Source organism: Plectonema cf. radiosum LEGE 06105, assembly GCF_015207665.1.
In the GTDB taxonomy this organism is placed as follows: Bacteria; Cyanobacteriota; Cyanobacteriia; order Cyanobacteriales; family Nostocaceae; genus Rivularia; species Rivularia radiosa_A.
This window is the reverse complement of record NZ_JADEWL010000005.1, coordinates 40,369-56,375: the sequence shown is the minus strand read 5'-3', so window position 1 is coordinate 56,375 and position 16,007 is coordinate 40,369. Positions and strand designations below refer to the sequence as shown.

The 16,007-nt window shown below is 38.1% G+C and carries 13 protein-coding genes; 6 read left to right on the top strand and 7 right to left on the bottom strand.

Going from position 1 to position 16,007, the window contains the following annotated elements; translation table 11 throughout:
* Positions 1-24: 24 nt before the first annotated feature.
* Positions 25-1,863: a lipoxygenase family protein gene (locus IQ247_RS02535; protein ID WP_193916715.1), complete on the top strand. Its 1,839-nt coding sequence runs from the start codon at positions 25-27 to the stop codon at positions 1,861-1,863.
* 296 nt (positions 1,864-2,159) lie between these two features.
* Here the strand turns inward: IQ247_RS02535 and IQ247_RS02530 are convergent, their stop codons facing one another.
* Both IQ247_RS02530 and IQ247_RS02525 read right to left on the bottom strand, forming a co-directional pair.
* Positions 2,160-4,106: an alpha-amylase family glycosyl hydrolase gene (locus tag IQ247_RS02530; protein ID WP_193916714.1), complete on the bottom strand. Its 1,947-nt coding sequence runs from the start codon at positions 4,104-4,106 to the stop codon at positions 2,160-2,162.
* Between the two features lie 290 nt (positions 4,107-4,396).
* The gene (locus IQ247_RS02525) at positions 4,397-6,871 is read right to left on the bottom strand and encodes a DUF8738 domain-containing protein (RefSeq protein WP_193916712.1); all 2,475 of its coding nucleotides are present in this window, start codon (positions 6,869-6,871) and stop codon (positions 4,397-4,399) included.
* A gap of 483 nt (positions 6,872-7,354) precedes the next feature.
* Between IQ247_RS02525 and IQ247_RS02520 the strand changes: the two genes are divergently transcribed.
* Positions 7,355-8,191: a class I SAM-dependent methyltransferase gene (locus tag IQ247_RS02520; RefSeq protein WP_193916710.1), complete on the top strand. Its 837-nt coding sequence runs from the start codon at positions 7,355-7,357 to the stop codon at positions 8,189-8,191.
* 527 nt (positions 8,192-8,718) lie between these two features.
* On the opposite strand, the gene IQ247_RS02515 is transcribed toward IQ247_RS02520, so the two are convergent.
* Both IQ247_RS02515 and IQ247_RS02510 read right to left on the bottom strand, forming a co-directional pair.
* Positions 8,719-9,207, bottom strand: coding sequence for a hypothetical protein (locus IQ247_RS02515; RefSeq protein WP_193916708.1), 489 nt, complete (start codon positions 9,205-9,207; stop codon positions 8,719-8,721).
* Between the two features lie 285 nt (positions 9,208-9,492).
* The gene (locus tag IQ247_RS02510) at positions 9,493-10,146 is read right to left on the bottom strand and encodes a glutathione S-transferase family protein (protein ID WP_193916706.1); all 654 of its coding nucleotides are present in this window, start codon (positions 10,144-10,146) and stop codon (positions 9,493-9,495) included.
* 48 nt (positions 10,147-10,194) lie between these two features.
* Between IQ247_RS02510 and IQ247_RS02505 the strand changes: the two genes are divergently transcribed.
* The 3 genes from IQ247_RS02505 (at position 10,195) to rnhA (ending at position 12,278) form a co-directional block, all read left to right on the top strand.
* A complete protein-coding gene (locus IQ247_RS02505) occupies positions 10,195-10,482 on the top strand; it encodes an antibiotic biosynthesis monooxygenase family protein (protein WP_193916703.1) in 288 nt (95 codons plus the stop codon).
* A 134-nt stretch (positions 10,483-10,616) separates the two neighbouring features.
* Positions 10,617-11,075: a protein tyrosine phosphatase family protein gene (locus IQ247_RS02500; RefSeq protein WP_193916701.1), complete on the top strand. Its 459-nt coding sequence runs from the start codon at positions 10,617-10,619 to the stop codon at positions 11,073-11,075.
* A 282-nt stretch (positions 11,076-11,357) separates the two neighbouring features.
* Positions 11,358-12,278, top strand: coding sequence for a ribonuclease HI (gene rnhA / locus IQ247_RS02495; protein ID WP_193916700.1), 921 nt, complete (start codon positions 11,358-11,360; stop codon positions 12,276-12,278).
* Positions 12,279-12,432: 154 nt separating this feature from the next.
* On the opposite strand, the gene cruG is transcribed toward rnhA, so the two are convergent.
* Positions 12,433-13,632 (bottom strand): 2'-O-glycosyltransferase CruG, encoded by a 1,200-nt coding sequence (gene cruG / locus IQ247_RS02490; RefSeq protein ID WP_193916698.1) that lies wholly within the window; start codon positions 13,630-13,632, stop codon positions 12,433-12,435.
* A 22-nt stretch (positions 13,633-13,654) separates the two neighbouring features.
* Positions 13,655-14,569, bottom strand: a complete 915-nt coding sequence (gene cruF, locus IQ247_RS02485; protein WP_193916696.1) for a gamma-carotene 1'-hydroxylase CruF — start codon at positions 14,567-14,569, stop codon at positions 13,655-13,657.
* A gap of 393 nt (positions 14,570-14,962) precedes the next feature.
* Here cruF and IQ247_RS02480 point away from each other — a divergent pair, with 393 nt between their 5' ends.
* Positions 14,963-15,400 (top strand): hypothetical protein, encoded by a 438-nt coding sequence (locus IQ247_RS02480; RefSeq protein WP_228059420.1) that lies wholly within the window; start codon positions 14,963-14,965, stop codon positions 15,398-15,400.
* A gap of 260 nt (positions 15,401-15,660) precedes the next feature.
* On the opposite strand, the gene rpmA is transcribed toward IQ247_RS02480, so the two are convergent.
* Entirely contained in the window at positions 15,661-15,948 is a 288-nt protein-coding gene (rpmA, locus tag IQ247_RS02475; RefSeq protein WP_193916694.1) for a 50S ribosomal protein L27, read from the bottom strand.
* Positions 15,949-16,007 lie beyond the last annotated feature (59 nt).

Here is a 16,007-nt window from a genome sequence, read left to right as displayed (position 1 = left end):
ACTGCTAATTTCGGGGGAAAATTTATGGCAATCTCAACTCCAAAACAACGACGACAAGAATTAGTCGAACAGTATGTGTTATCGCGTCGTACTATGTTAGCGTTAATGGCTTTAGCTTGTACCCCTGGTTTGGAAACTTTGCTGGGAAATGAAACTGAACCCCCAAAACCCGAACCACCACCAAACCCGAACATCCCTAGCTTACCTCAAAAGGATACACCTGCTACTCAACAAGAACGCCAAATGCAGTTGTTGAAAACTCGTGAAGAATATCAATTGGGGTTGCGATTACCGAATTCACCTCGTGTGGAGAATTTACCCTCTCAAGAGGCATTTTCTGAAGGATATAACAATAACCGAGCAATCTTATCGGAGAAAATAGCAGCCAATCAACAAGCATTTCTTGGGAATCCTAAACCTTTTCAAAGCTTCGATGACTACGCTGCATTGTTGAGCGTTTTAGGACTACCTGATATAGCCAAAAGGTTCCGTAATGACGATGTATTTGCACGACAACGGCTTTCTGGTTGCAATCCGATGGAACTTAAAAATGTTCTTACTCTTGATTACAATCTTCGCAACAAATTCGGGATAACTGACGAGATTTTTCAAGCCGTACTGAGTAAGACAAATGGCAGAAAACGCATTAATCAAACTCTCGATAGTGCTATTCAACAAGGTAGTTTATTTGTCACCGATTATGCAATACTCGATAGCGTTCAACCGAAACAGAACCAATATCTAGGTACCCCGATTGCGCTATATTTAGCCGAAAGAATTGGCGGTAATTTTCAGTTAATTCCCATTGCTATCCAATTGGGACAAAAGCCGGGAGAAAGTTTACTTTGCACACCTTTGGATGGGGTAGATTGGACTTTAGCCAAGTTAATTACCCAGATGGCTGACTTTTATGTCAATCAACTGTACCGTCATTTGGGACAAACTCATCTGGTAATGGAACCAATCGCATTAGCTACAGTACGTGAACTAGCTGCTCGTCATCCCGTGAATGTACTTTTAAAGCCTCATTTTGAGTTCACAATGGCAATTAATAGCCTTGCTGATGAGTTGCTAATTAATCCGGGGGGAGCGGTGGATATTATTTTACCGGGTACCTTAGAAAGCTCGCTGCAACTTAGCGAACGAGGTGTCTCTGAATATTTCAACAATTTTAGTGACTATGCGCTCCCCACCTATTTACGTCAGCGTGGTGTTGATAATCCTTCTATATTGAGAGATTTTCCTTATAGAGATGATGGTTTGCTCGTCTGGAATACCTTATTAGACTATGTAAGTAGATATATCAGTATTTATTACAAATCCGACCGAGATATCCGCGAAGATTTCGAGTTACAAAATTGGTTACAAACTTTACGGAAACCTGTTAACGATGGTGGTTTTGGCATAGTTTCCTTACCAGAGGGTTTCATAAACCGCGACCAATTGATAGAAATTTTGACACAAATTATTTTCACCGCAGGTCCCCAACACTCAGCCATCGCTTGGATTCAATATCAGTATATGGGTTTTATTCCGAATATGCCCGGAGCGCTTTATCAGCCGATTCCCACAACCAAAGGAAAATTCGCTGATGAAAACAGTCTAACTAGTTTCCTACCTGGAGTCAAACCCGCTCTTACTCAAGTTCAATTTATCTCCTTAGTTGGTACGAAACGCGATCCCAAAGCGTTTACAGATTTTGGTACAAATAGTTTTCAAGACTCGCGAGCAATTGCAGTTCTCAGAAGTTTGCAGAACCGTTTAGAAATAGTAGAAAAACGGATTGAGCAACGAAATAAACGTCGTAAAGAATGTTATCCAGGGTTTCTTCCCTCTCGGATGTCTAATAGTGTTAGTGGATAGGAATAGATAAGCAATTTCCAATCACTACTTGGCTGGTTTCCAGGCTCGAGCCTAGAAACCCATTAGGAACAGGCTCTACCTCAAAAATATACACTAGAGGAAGCAGCCCATAGCCATAAATTGCCAGGGTATAAATCTAGCAATCAACTAACCCGCTGAAGGCGGGTTTTGTCTGTGTAGCTAAGGCAGCGCGTAGAAGGGGGAGTCTCCCCCCATGAGCGACTGCCTTACGGTAATAAAGCGCCAGGTAATATCAAGTCCGGATGATTACTTATTATTCCCTACTCCCTATTCCCTCAAGACTCCGTTCCCGAAGCCCAAGTATCTCTCCATTTAACTGTACCTTCACTGGCAATTACCCAGCGACGAGCCAGTAAATTTTCCCGTAAAGGAGAAGTTCCCTCACGCAACATTACATATTTATAACTAATAAGTTTCCCAGCACTTTCATTAAAGGGAATTTCAGCAAACCAAGTATTAGGATTAATATATTCTAAAGGATATGCTTTACCGATATCCCAATTTCCTAATTCCGGACAATCGCCAATTACTACGATTCTTTCACCAAGTTGGGTTTGTACTCCATTTAACTGCGCTCTGACTATGGTTTGGGCTTTTAATCTTTCCCCTACATGACTAATAACGATCGCTTCTTTTGCACCAAGTTCAAAGTTATAAATTTTGCCGTCTTTAACTTCAAATTTACGTCCGGTTAATACGCAGGTATGTTCTCTATCTGGTAACTCAGTATCTACTTCTTCTAAGGTAACAGTATCACCTCTATTCAAAGCTACAAAGCAGCGCGAGCCGTTATAGCGACGCACATAACAGAAAACATCCGGTGTAATATATTTCTCCCATTGACTACCCATGGATATGGCTGGATTCAAACGACGCAACCCCGAAAGTTTCCGCACGTCCCAATAAATCGGGGTTTCGGTATCCCATGTATCCATCATTGGACGGTTATAGGGGTCGTTATTTCCGTAAATGTTATTATCACCATTAGTATCGTTATGCAGATATTGTTCGGTACCGTAAAATAAACAAGGTATTCCCCGACTAGTCATTAAAAAATCCACTGCTAACCGCAAATTATCGACATCTGGGTTAAGAGTCAAAAAGCGATGCATATCGTGGTTATCGATAAAAGTTATCAATTCCGTTGCACCGTTGTAGCGATAATCCTGTTTTAAAACGTCATTTATTAAATAAAATCCCGCTTCATCATTCGTCCCTAACGCTTGACGCAGTGCCATACACAACCCAAAATCCAGTATAGTCATACCAGAATTATTGGCAAATTCTACAGAAAGGTCATCATCTGGACGACTGTAAATCCATTCGCCAAAGATAAATACATCTGGTTTATGATTGTACATTTCACTGTTAAACTCTTGCCAGAACCAAATCGGCATATGTTTAACTGTATCTACCCGCAGTGCATCAACTCCTCTATCTAACCACTGCTTAATTGCTGATTTAATATAATTTCTATACTGAATATTATTTTCGTTAAAAGTGGCTAAACCGCATAATTCGCAGTTTTGAACTTGCCATTCATCTTCCCAATTGTTTACTTCACCATAATGATGATACCAATTATCTTTATCATCGTTGAAATCGGCTATTTTTACGCCATCATCGTACAATTCACCTTTACTACCACCAGTATCGGGACTGCTATGATTGCACACAATATCTAATATCAGCTTCATATTGCGCTTGTGCAATTCTTCAATTAAACGGTCAAAAACAGTATTTCTCGTATCTTGAGTTTTATTTAGAGAAGGTTCATCATCAGGTGCAATAAATCGAGGATTTAATCGTTTAAAATCCTTTGTCCAATAACCATGAATTGCCGCACTTTCAATAAATAATTCTTCTACTTGCTCAAATAAAGGAGTTAACCAAATAGCGGTAACTCCCAAATTTCTCAAATAATCTAATTTATCAATAATTCCTTTTAAATCTCCACCCCAATACTTACCCCATTCTTTTTTCTCTGGGTCATAAAGCTCTGAATTAAACCCTTTATTATTCCCAGGATTACCATCATGAAAACGGTCAATTACTATAAAATAAATAGTTTCTTGGCGAAATTCAATATCTCTTGTGTAGAGAAACTCCAAGTCAATATCGGCATCTGAATCGGGAGTTTCTATAATTGCTTCAACCTCAGCTTGAGGATTTTCTACTTGATATTGAGTCTCTGAAGCTTGAGATGGAGGAGTGTTTACCATAAAAACGAGTTATTTCTATTTATGTTTATTTACTTAAGTAATTCAATAATGCTAAAGCCAAATCAGTAAGATGAATATTTTTATCTGTGTGTATTTTAATCAATAGCATTTAATTACTTACTAACTATAAGTAAATACTCCCTTTCTCATTTATTCGTCTTCATTCTTTAGATAGATATATTATTTAAACAGCGAATAGAGGACAGAGGACACGAAGCTATAGAAAGATGATGTTTGATCATACAATTACCCATGTCCCATGCCCAATTTCTACCTAGAATTTCTAACTATTAACTATTTAAAATTCGATTCCAAGCTTCTAGAACATTCACTAAATCTTCGGGGAGTTGATTGCGCGCAGTATCGTTATATTCAACAGTACCATTACGGCTGCTAAGGGTGTATGTAATGTAATCTGCGGCACCTTGAGATATAGGATAACTCAGATTGTTGAATTGATCGCGCTGACGCTGCAATAATCTTTGAAAATCATTTACCTGTTGACGGGAAACTTGACGGACGCTACGCTGAGAATCATTGGTATCCCCCATGGCAACTCGAATTATCCGACCATCTTCTAATAAAACGGTTTCGTAGGTTTGTCCTGTAAAACCACCACTGGTAATCTGACGAAAAACTACTCCTCTGCTTAAAGGTGATGGTAGTTGGTTCTTGTTAATTTTGACGGGTACAACTGTAGTGCGATCGCCAATTATTCTGCTGGCAGTTTCGTTTAAAATGACTCTAGAGTTATTATCGGTATGGTAAACGAATATTTCGGAACCAACTTTGACGGTTGCTCGGTATCCATCTACAAGTCTGGAAAAACAATAGTTTGTTTTGCGATCGCGAACTATACCCAAACAGCCATCACGCCAAGTAATTTGTTGGGCTTCTACAATATTACTGGGGGAAACTGCAATTTTTTGGGTGATGCGTTTTCTCACGTCAGATAAGATGGCATTTTCAACGTTTTTTGGTAAACTTGCAGTGGCATCAAGTTGAAATTCCGAACCGTCTTGCTTAAAACGGTAAGTCCAACTTTCTCTACCGTCGGATACGGTGGCTTTTATTAAGGGTACATTATCTTTTCTTTCGTTGAGTTGTTCAACTTCAATTATCCGGATTTGCTCGGCTGATGATACCCTTTGAGAACGTCTGGCTGCATCTTGCTTAATTACCGTAGCTGCTCTTTGAGTTAAACTAAGGGAACGGTCAAGAGCGATAATCGAAGCGTTATCATTAGCGTGGTAAATCCAAGTTTGGTTGTTTGCTTGTACCGTAACTATCCATCCCGGAGTACGAATAAAAGCTTTATTACAAATGCGGTTAAAAGTTAAGAAACAAGGATTACTCCAAATTTGACGCTCGCTGTTGACAATCCGGAGATTCCGTTGAGATAAACCAGACCATTGAGCAGCATCTCTGATAATAGCATCAGCAACAACTTGAGGTAATCCCGATTGTGGTTGAGTATTTTGATTGGCTAATTTTACTTGATTTCCAGTTCCATCGCTTAAAAATACCCAATTTTGGGAATTTCCACTGACAGTTACTTCCCAACCGGAAACAGCAACTCTGTCACAAGGATTATAACCAAAGTCTTCACAACCATATGCCCAATTTGCTGGTTTAAAGGAAACTATTTTTAAATTTCTTCGAGATAAACCAGAAATTTTACCAGCTTCTTTTAATACATTATTACCAACCGTTCTAGGTAATCGTAATTGACTCTCTTGTGGATTCAAACGGACTTGATTACCATCAATGGAAGTGTGATAAACCAAAACTTGCCTTGCACCTTTAACAGTAACTTTCCATCCCCTTTGATTTGCTCTTAAACAAGATTCAGCCGCACCTCCCAAATTCAAACAGCTATCGGTAAAGGTTACTTGTTCGGCTTTGCTAACGCTGAGTCTATTCGTACCAATTAATTGTGATGCGGATTTAAATACAGTATCTTTTACTTGAGCAGGTAAACCACCATCAGTAATTTCACTAGCTTTTTGATGAAGCTTGATTGTCGAACCCGTATTATTGGTATGATAAACCAAACTTTGTCCTTGCGTACCAACAACAACCCGCCAACCAGGAACTAAAACTTGAGAACAAATTGTATTAGCATCCCCCAATTCTAAACAACCATCTTTCCAAGTTTTCTGCTCAGTTTGCATAATGAAAAAGTTAGAAGCTGGCTGTTGTAAACGTTGAGATGCATCTCTAATTACTTGGGATTTTACTAAATCGGGTAATTGTGAATTAGAATCTCCAGACGCTAAACGTATATTACGTCCGTTATTATTGGTATGATAAGTCCATCTTTGATTACCATCGGATACTGTGACTCGATAACCGGGAATTAAAGCTTGGGTACAACCTTCACCTGGTCTAATTACTTCTAAACATCCATTACGCCATGTTTGCTCGTTATAACCGACAATTCTTAACTTAGTTTCAGGTATATTTTCCCGTTTAGACACATCTTTAATTACAGCATTGGCGATCGCAACAGGTAAACCGCTTCTGATATTTTGTGTCTGTACCTGAATAGTAGTTTGGGAGTTGTTTTGCTGTTGACTAACAAAGATATTTTTTCCCGTCTTATCTAATTGATAATCTTGAGATGTGGAAACAACAACAGGAGACGCAATCGCAGTTTTTAATAGTGCAGACTCACTGGCAACGGATATAATACTAGTAAGTAGTAAAACAACAAATACTCGCATTTGATTAGTAGTAGAATTACCTTTAGATGAAGTTTTCATAGCAAAGTTACCTGTATCGTTCATGAGTTTACGAATAATTAAAATATGCTTTCTAGTTTGAATTAGATTGCAATGCCTATAATATTTTCTGTTTTTATTAAGAGTGCCGTAAAATAATCAAATACAAACAATATCTCATCCCATACTATAAACTTAGTTGGGAAAGCAATATTAATAATTAATAGTGGCACTTGTATAGGAAAATAGACGTAGTTAAGTTAGTAGTTTGTTCCGGCTTTTTTACAATAACTTTATATATTTAGGGATAGCGCATAGCGAATAAAAGAGAAGCAAACAAGAACTAATAATCAAAAAATAATACAATTTGTTAAATTTAATTAAACATGATTTTTCAAGAATCAATGCCTGATTTCCCATTTCCTATATTTACAGGAATCCTAATTGACAATCAAAAAATCAGTACACTTAACTATTACCAATTACCAATTCCCTATTCCTTATTCCCTATATATAAATAAAACCATGAAAGATTCAGAACAAATCAAAAATACCTATAAAGATGATAAAAATGACTATAGTTTAGAACAGAGAAAAAACTGGTACAGTAAGGTTGCGGATGCGTATAACAAAACCAGACCGCGCTATCCTAGGGAATTGATTAATCGTAGTATAGAATTAGCAAAACTTGGTGAAAACGCCAAAATTTTAGAAATAGGGTGCGGCCCAGGAACTGCAACAATAGAATTTGCTAAACGTGGCTTTTCAATGGTGTGTGTTGAACCAAGTCAGGAATCCTGCGATTTAGCAAGACGCAATTGTAAAAACTTTCCCGATGTAGAAATTATCAATATCACCTTTGAAGAATGGGAATTACAAACAGATCAATTTAATGCTGTGCTTGCTGCAACTTCTTTTCACTGGATTTCATCAGAAGTAGGGTATCCCAAAGTAAAAAAAGTGTTAGAAGATAACGGTAGTTTAATTTTATTGTGGAACAAGGAACCCCAACCTAGCTATGAAGTTTACCAAATATTAGATGAAGTATATCAAAAACAAGTTCCTTCTCTTTCAAGATACGAAGACAGAACAACTCAAGAAAAAATTCTCAGAGAATTGGGGAATAATGTGATTAAATCCGGATTATTCAAGGATTTGATTTACGAACAGATAGAGTGCGATCGCGCTTACAGCATTGATGATTATTTATTGCTTTTAAGTACTTTATCACCTTACATAACATTAGATTCTCAACAGCGAGAGCTTCTATTCGATGATTTGCGAGATACCTTACACAAATATCTTGGGGATACCATCGAGACATCATATCTTTCAGCTTTTCACATTGCGTGGAAAAATTAATGTAGAGACGGGGGGTATTGCTACGTCTCCCTCAACTTAGAAGCAGCATTAGAATGGCGGAAAAAAAAGAGCTTTGACTAGTAACCTTTTTTGTAGACAAGCAATGTCAATTCGGGACAATTGTCTATATTTTTTTGATGTATTTTATGCTTCGTTTTTTGCTAAAATCTTAGAAAAGCTTTCTTGATTGATATGCAAAAACCGTAGCTACATCAAGATGTTTAACAATCACGCGGATGGCTTAACCGTGTAAGCTTGTTGAGGGTTAACCGCTCCCATGCCCCCGTTGAAACAAGAAATAAAAGTCTAGACTTGTCTAGTTTTTATATAGCAGTTAAATAAATAAAAGCGCTTTATCCTTCTTATAGGGTGGAAGGTATAAAGCGCAATGCTAGGAACAATCTATAAACTGGGGTAAGAAGTCGGGTTTTTATGATAAATATTACTTACACCGCTTTTACACTAATAAAAACCCGACTTCTGTGATTATTCAATTTTCACAAAATCTATTTACTGTTTACACGACTCTACCAACAGTTGAGAAAATTTCTTTGAGAAGAAGCCTGAAATCTTAAAGTACTAGCAGCCCAATCTTTCAAATCCGGTGCTAACCAAATCAACTTGCGTAAAATTTCTTCATTAACGAACAATACCAAGGGAAACTGAAACTGTTTCGCAAATTCATCTCGCATTAAATTAGTAGAAATAATCAGTTCATTAATCGCTTCTACAGACTCCAAACCCCTGACTACCAAAGCATCAGGTTGAGCAGAACCTAAAGCCGAAACAACATTTGTGTAAAGAGTTTCTACCTTGGGTGATAAAACAATTTCCTGAATATCTGCCATTGAAAACTCTTTTAAAACACTCAAAATTTGTTCTTGCTTGCCCGCAGAATTGCAGCACGCTAACAGCAGCGAAAACTCTCCATTAGAAAGCATAATCGCTCTTGCCAATCTTTGGACAACCGCCGTATCATTTGTCGCCGCATTCTGAGAATCAATCAAGCCTATCATTTGGTAATCCAAGTTTCCTTTTAGTTAACTTATTCAACAATATATTCAATTTATCAGTACAATCACCCAATGCACTCCGGCTTAAGAATGATATGTAAGAGTAAATTGAATTACTGTTTTACCTCGACTACCTAAGTATACTCATCGGGTAATTATCAAGGATGTGGTGCGACACCCCGCATTTTTAATTACTAAGTGTTGGATATCGGTGGAATTACGAAGAGATTCAGAAAAATTCTCCATACAAAAAAGAAAGATATTACTTTTAACTTTGCAATTTACCACTTAGAACTCACTAGCAGAAATCACTTCCTCTTCTACCTCACTCGCTTTCACCCATTCCTGCATTGCCGGAAGTGCCGTAATTGCTTCCATATAATCTTGACAAACATTATCTACCTGCACACCATAGGTAACAAACCGCATCACCACAGGTGCATACATTGCATCAGCAATTGTAAATTTACCAAACAACATATCACCCCCATCGCCAAAGTTTTGCCGACACTCTTGCCAAATTTTTATAATGCGATCAATATCTGTTTGTACGCCCAGCGCCATACCTTTTCCTGGTAGTTTAGAACGGCAATTCATAGGCATATTATTACGTAATTTTTGAAAACCTCCGTGCATTTCCGCGCTAATAGAACGTGCTACAATTTTTGCATTTTTATCTTCTGGATACCAATATAAATCGGGGAATTCTTCAGCTAAATATTCCAAAATCGCCAGCGATTCCCACACAGTTTGATTGCCGTCTAATAAAACGGGTACTTTACCTGATGGAGAATATTGGCGAATTTGCAGCAAAAATTCAGGGGTGTCAAGAGGAATGCGAATCTCATTAAATTGTAAACCATTATGTTTCATCGCCAGCCAAGAACGAAGCGACCAAGATGAATAATTTTTATTGCCAATTAGTAAAGTTAATTCTGTCATTTTTCAGTTACATTAAATTTATACATTGAACAATATATTAACAAACAAATGATTCTCGAAGTTGCAATCTTAAATGTAAAAAAAGAGATGTGTGAAGAATTTGAAGCAGCATTTAGACAAGCTTCAGAAATTATCTCCTCAATATCTGGTTACATATCCCACGAATTACAAAAATGTGTGGAAGTTCCAAATCGTTATATCCTGCTTGTACGTTGGGAAACTCTAGAAGCTCATACTATCGGGTTTCGACAATCCCAAGAATATCAACAATGGAAACAACTTTTACATCATTTTTACGACCCGTTTCCCGTGGTAGAACATTATTATTCGGTTTAATGACGAGTTAGAAATTTATGAATTACTGCCAATTTGCCATTATAGGTTTTATTACTCTCCCCTAAAATATTAATCGTGTTGCAAACTTAAACTTTATTGTAGAACGATCGCCCATCGGTTAATCATAAATAATAATGTCTCATAATTGTCTAGAAAATATTTACAATTACTTGAAAATTTCAGATAAAATTGCTACAGCAGGACAGCCATCCATAGAAGATTTTTTACATATAAAACAAGCAGGATATCAAGTTGTTGTAAACCTTGCATTCAAAGATTCCTCTGACGCTTTAACTAAGGAACAAGACATCGTGGAAGCTCTGGGAATGCAGTACGTTCATATACCCGTAATTTGGGAAAATCCGAAGGAGGAAAATTTCCAAGATTTTATTCAAATAGTCAAAACAAAGGCCGATCAAAAACTCTTTGTTCATTGTGTCGCAAATAAACGTGTTTCTGCTTTCATATACCTTTATCGTCGCTGTATAGAAGGTATGGATGATCAAACAGCGAAACAGGATTTAGATAAAATTTGGATTCCTAATCAAGTTTGGCAACAATTTATTCAAGAAGTAGTAAGCAAATTTCAGTAATTATAGTAGAGAAAAGGGAATAGGGAGTAGGGAACTGTCAACTGTCAACTAATCATTTACGGTTTATATTCAAAAAAAAATGAATAATTAATTAATTTAATTAATTATTAATAAATAATTAAAAATGATTTTCTTGTTACAAACTCGCACCATTACATGATAACGTTTATTACTCGTTGCAACTTGAGGCTTTTTGCTTTATACAGCGGCGGATACTTACTACAACATCAATTATCATGTCGTAATTATGTCTTCGTATTTGCATGAGTTAAAATATTAACTATGTCTTTTCAGCCTACAATTCAAAGTATATATACCGATGGCGCTTGTACCGGCAATCCAGGACCCGGTGGTTGGGGTGTTGTTGTTTACTTCGATGATGGTTCAGTCCACGAAATCGGCGATGGAACGACAAAAACCACAAACAACAGAATGGAAATGCAAGCCGCGATCGCCGCTTTGGAATTTCTGGAATCTTCCGGACAAAGCAAACCCATCACCCTTTATACTGACAGCGAGTATCTAATTAATTGCGTTACGAAGTGGGTAAAGGGATGGAAACGCAAAGGTTGGAAAAAAGCCGACGGCAAACCCGTACTCAACCAAGATTTATTGGAAACTCTCGATCATCTCAACAATCAACAAATTAAATGGCAACACGTTCGCGGTCACGCTGGTAATATAGGTAACGAACGTTGCGATACAATCGCCCGTAGTTTTGCTTCAGGGAAAATACCATCACTTAAGCAAATGCCGGATATAAATATTAGTGATGTATATTTAAAAGAAAAAGCCGAAGTTGAGGTATCATCTACACTTAACTCACAAATCACGCCCACACTCATTAACAAAAAGATACATAATAGTACTCTTGAGTCGGAAACAAACAATACGAATACTATGGAATCATCTAGCGCTTCTGCTACCTTGTCAAACGAAGAATTACCACGCGAAACAAGAGTTTCGCAACTCCGCAGTTTAGTCGAAACTCTTCGCATTGCTGACGAAATAGCCGAAAAAGGTTACTTAATCACAAGTTCTGAACTCGCGGACTTAATGAATGTCCACGCTAGCGCTGTTACTAGTCGTGGAGACCAGTGGCGCTGGAGAAACTGGATAGTTTCGCGGGTACGTCGCGAAGGTAATCAGATTCTTTGGGAACTCGAACGCGCCGATCAATTAGAAAACGAAGAAGGAGAATGAAGGTTAAAGGTTAAAGGTTAAAGGTTGAAGGTTAAAAGTTAAAGGTTAGGAGTTAGGAGTTAGGAATTGACAGTTCTTATTTATTCCCCGAAAATCCACTGTCCCCTTGTCTCCCTATCCCCTTGTCCCACTCTCCCCTTATTCCATTCCTTCCTCAACCATACTTCCGTCCTCGCCACTGTCGCGGGGTACGGAAGGCTGATAGAAAAATTCGTAACACTGCTAAGGGGTCTGCGATTGGTGAAAGCCAAAATAACCAGCCCCCTTTGGTTTGACTAAAATCGTAGGAGGGTGCGATCGCAAACAGCATTAAAAAGCGAATTATTACTAAAAATAAGTTCAACCATAGGAGAAGCAAAGGAGGAGATAAGAAGGCATGGGGGGAGGGGGAGATGGGTAGAGGGTGAGAAAGGAATAATAGCAAAGCTACGATTATTAAAGGTAAGCCTTGCACTGCGGCAAGTAACCATAAATCTCCCCAAATTTGAGCGCGGGAGGATGCATCTTTGAGGTCAAGACTTCTTCCCCATTCTTTCCAGGTTTCCGCTGCTCCTTCATACATCCGTACTTTCAGCACTTTCGCTCCATCTAAGAAGCCGACTTTAAAGCCTGAGGCTGCAATTTGTCTTGCTAAAGTCACATCATCGCAAAATGAACTTTTAGCACTGGTATAACCGTTTACTTTCTCTAAAACTGCACGACGACAGAGAAAACATTGCCCGTTAGCCATTAGCCGCTCAGATGTTTGCGTATTTACACCAACAGGGTTAAATCTATAAAGTAGCGTCATTAACAGCGCCGGTTGCAGCAAAGATTCACCGGGATATTTGAGAATGAATCTGGGAGACAGGGAAATCAAATCGTAATCTCCCGCACAAGCAGCTTTAACTAAACCAGCTACTAAGCCGGGATGAGGTTGAGTATCGGCATCCATTCCCAGAAACCATTCACTAGTCGCAGAAGTATCTAAAAAGCCATTGTGTAAAGCCCAAGGACGACCTACCCAGTCTGATGGTAGCGCGTCGTCAGTGATCAAGCGAAAGCGGGGGTCTTTCTCAATAGTTGCTTTTACCAAGTCGCGGGTACCATCTTGAGAATTGCTATCTACAACGATGATTTCCCTGACTTCATAACTTTGTCTGCTTAAACCAGTTAGTAAAGGAGTAATACGTTCTACTTCGTTAAGAGTAGGAACGACTACGCTAACAGTCCCCAAAAGTTCCGGAGTGGGACTTTGGGGTTGAATCGGAGATTCACGAAAAGGTCCTTTGAGTAGACGCGACAGCAAAATAAAAAATGCTGGTACCTGAATCAGTAAAAGTAAAAGCGAGATGCCGCTTAGAAGCTCCTGCATTATTGACCACTCTATTTTTTTGTTACTTCACAGCAACTTTGAGTGAAGCTACCGCAACTTCTGAAGCTGTATTTTCCACTCCATCAATATAAGATGTTGGTGCGGTGGAACTTCTCAACCATAAACTTACAGCAGGAACAACACCCAAAATTAAACCCAAAGAAACTGGGACGATGAAACCATCTCCCAAACTTAATCCCGCTGCAAAAATAAAGTTACTTAGGTAAACAATCAGAGGTAAAACTAATTGATCTCGCCATAATTTAATTGGGGTATTTCCCCATATCAAAGCCGCGACACTCATAAATAATGCGCTAGTACCGAACCAACCAAGATAATTTTGGTAAGGTGTTCCAAAGAAAGCTCCCGGACTTTCCCAATACCAAAAAGGAAAAGCAGTTTGACTCATCGCTGGTTCAAGAGCAAAATCCCAACTGGTGAACAGTAAAGCACCAATGGCGATCGCCGCAATATGACGCATCAAGCTTGGTTTTTCTGCTACCTTTAAACCGCTCCGAGCAATTAAGTAAGCTGACAAACCCACATAAAACCAAGATAAAGGTATCGTAAACGGAACCAATCCTCCAATCTTATAACCCAAACCGCTTAGATAACTGTAATCGCCGAAAGGAAATCCAGTACTAGTTCCCAGTAATTCGCTACCAACTGATATTAAAACAGAAGGCACTAGAAAACCCAGCCAACTACGCCATCCTAATACCCGACACGCATAAATTGAAACGGCGATGATTCCAAAAATAATATCTACCACACCACCATTAGCCATACTCAACTGCATGGCTGTTTCTCCTACATTTCCAAAACTCAAAATCATTTTGGCGTTAGGTATGACCAACATAATACCTATCAGTCCAAAAACCTTCGCCAAAACATGACTTATAAGGCAGACCCGCTCCGCAATCACAGATTCTCTCATGATAATTCCTTAACAATATATGATAAGCCGCAACTTAGCTGATATCAGTTTACAAATGTTTAAGAACATATTTAAGCATTTAAGCAATTTGTTATAAAGTCCTGCTCTATCCTTTAATCAAATATCATAAGGTTCCCGTTCTCGCTTCAATGTCAAATATAGAGTTATAGTTTACGGCATCACAGCCAAAATCTGAAGTAAAATAAATTGTCCTATGCAGTAAAATGTACTAATAGTTACACATTGCCTCGGTGAGATACTTAATTTATATTGCAATATATCAGATATAAATTTACCATTTCTCTCCATGGATAAATATATAGATATTTTGTAGATATTTGGTAGATAGTTAAAAATTAAATTGGTAATTCACCTGACATAGTTATGATGTCTATGATTAAAAGACTTCCTTGGCTTTCTCTCGGACTTGTACTACTGACCTACAGTGTATTTGGGTGGATATTATCTCAAGAAAAACTGTCGATACTCCTATGGGTATTAATTATAATTGGTGGGTTATTTTTAATTGCAGCCTTAACTACTCCTTGGTCAAAAACTACCAAATATTTTCGTTTTTTATTTAACACAAAGCTTAAAACTTTTGGGTTAGCTGTTTTAGGTGCTTTTCTATTCTTTCTTATTTTTGCCCGCTTCCGAATTTTTCTTAATATCTTGCTAATGTTTAGCGCAACCCTTTTAGTCAGATTAGATTTACAAATAGCCAGATTTAAACAAATACAAGCCTTCTGCTTTACCTCTGCGTTTTCAATAGCAGGTTTGATGTTAGGATTATTATTGCATCAATTAAGTTTATTAATTGGTAATGGGTAATTGGTAATGGGGAATTGGTAATGGGTAATTGGTAATGGGGAATTGGTAATGGGTAATGGGGAATTGGTAATGGGTAATTGGTAATGGGGAATTGGTAATGGGTAATTGTTAACTGATAACTAGTAATTAAATCCGTGAAATCCTTGAAATCTCTTTTAATCCGTGGTCGAATTAGAGTTTTTAAATACAGTTAAATACAAAAAAATAAGACGAGCAAAACACCCGTCCTAAGAATATATTTAATTAAATTCAAATCGTACTTAGGAAGCAGCGGCTGCTGTTTCAGGCTGACTAACACTTGCGTAAACGCTAACTTTCTGACGGGTTTTACCTTTTCTTTCAAAAGCTACAACACCGTCAATCAAAGCAAACAAAGTATCATCTTTACCGATACCAACATTGTTGCCGGGGTGATATTTAGTACCACGTTGCCGTACCAAAATATTTCCAGCGCGAACGGTTTCACTACCATAGCGTTTTACACCAAGACGCTGAGCATTAGAGTCGCGTCCGTTACGAGTACTACCTGTTCCCTTCTTATGAGCCATAATTTTCTCCTTTTGATGATATTTAGTATTAAGTAAAGTTAGGAGTGAGGAGTGAGGAT

Coding starts and splice junctions, on each gene's coding strand:
- IQ247_RS02535 (WP_193916715.1), top strand. CDS start 25: ATGGCAATCTCAACTCCAAAACAACGACGACAAGAATTAGTCGAACAG.
- IQ247_RS02530 (WP_193916714.1), bottom strand. CDS start 4,106: ATGGTAAACACTCCTCCATCTCAAGCTTCAGAGACTCAATATCAAGTA.
- IQ247_RS02525 (WP_193916712.1), bottom strand. CDS start 6,871: ATGAAAACTTCATCTAAAGGTAATTCTACTACTAATCAAATGCGAGTA.
- IQ247_RS02520 (WP_193916710.1), top strand. CDS start 7,355: ATGAAAGATTCAGAACAAATCAAAAATACCTATAAAGATGATAAAAAT.
- IQ247_RS02515 (WP_193916708.1), bottom strand. CDS start 9,207: ATGATAGGCTTGATTGATTCTCAGAATGCGGCGACAAATGATACGGCG.
- IQ247_RS02510 (WP_193916706.1), bottom strand. CDS start 10,146: ATGACAGAATTAACTTTACTAATTGGCAATAAAAATTATTCATCTTGG.
- IQ247_RS02505 (WP_193916703.1), top strand. CDS start 10,195: ATGATTCTCGAAGTTGCAATCTTAAATGTAAAAAAAGAGATGTGTGAA.
- IQ247_RS02500 (WP_193916701.1), top strand. CDS start 10,617: ATGTCTCATAATTGTCTAGAAAATATTTACAATTACTTGAAAATTTCA.
- rnhA (WP_193916700.1), top strand. CDS start 11,358: ATGTCTTTTCAGCCTACAATTCAAAGTATATATACCGATGGCGCTTGT.
- cruG (WP_193916698.1), bottom strand. CDS start 13,632: ATGCAGGAGCTTCTAAGCGGCATCTCGCTTTTACTTTTACTGATTCAG.
- cruF (WP_193916696.1), bottom strand. CDS start 14,569: ATGAGAGAATCTGTGATTGCGGAGCGGGTCTGCCTTATAAGTCATGTT.
- IQ247_RS02480 (WP_228059420.1), top strand. CDS start 14,963: ATGATTAAAAGACTTCCTTGGCTTTCTCTCGGACTTGTACTACTGACC.
- rpmA (WP_193916694.1), bottom strand. CDS start 15,948: ATGGCTCATAAGAAGGGAACAGGTAGTACTCGTAACGGACGCGACTCT.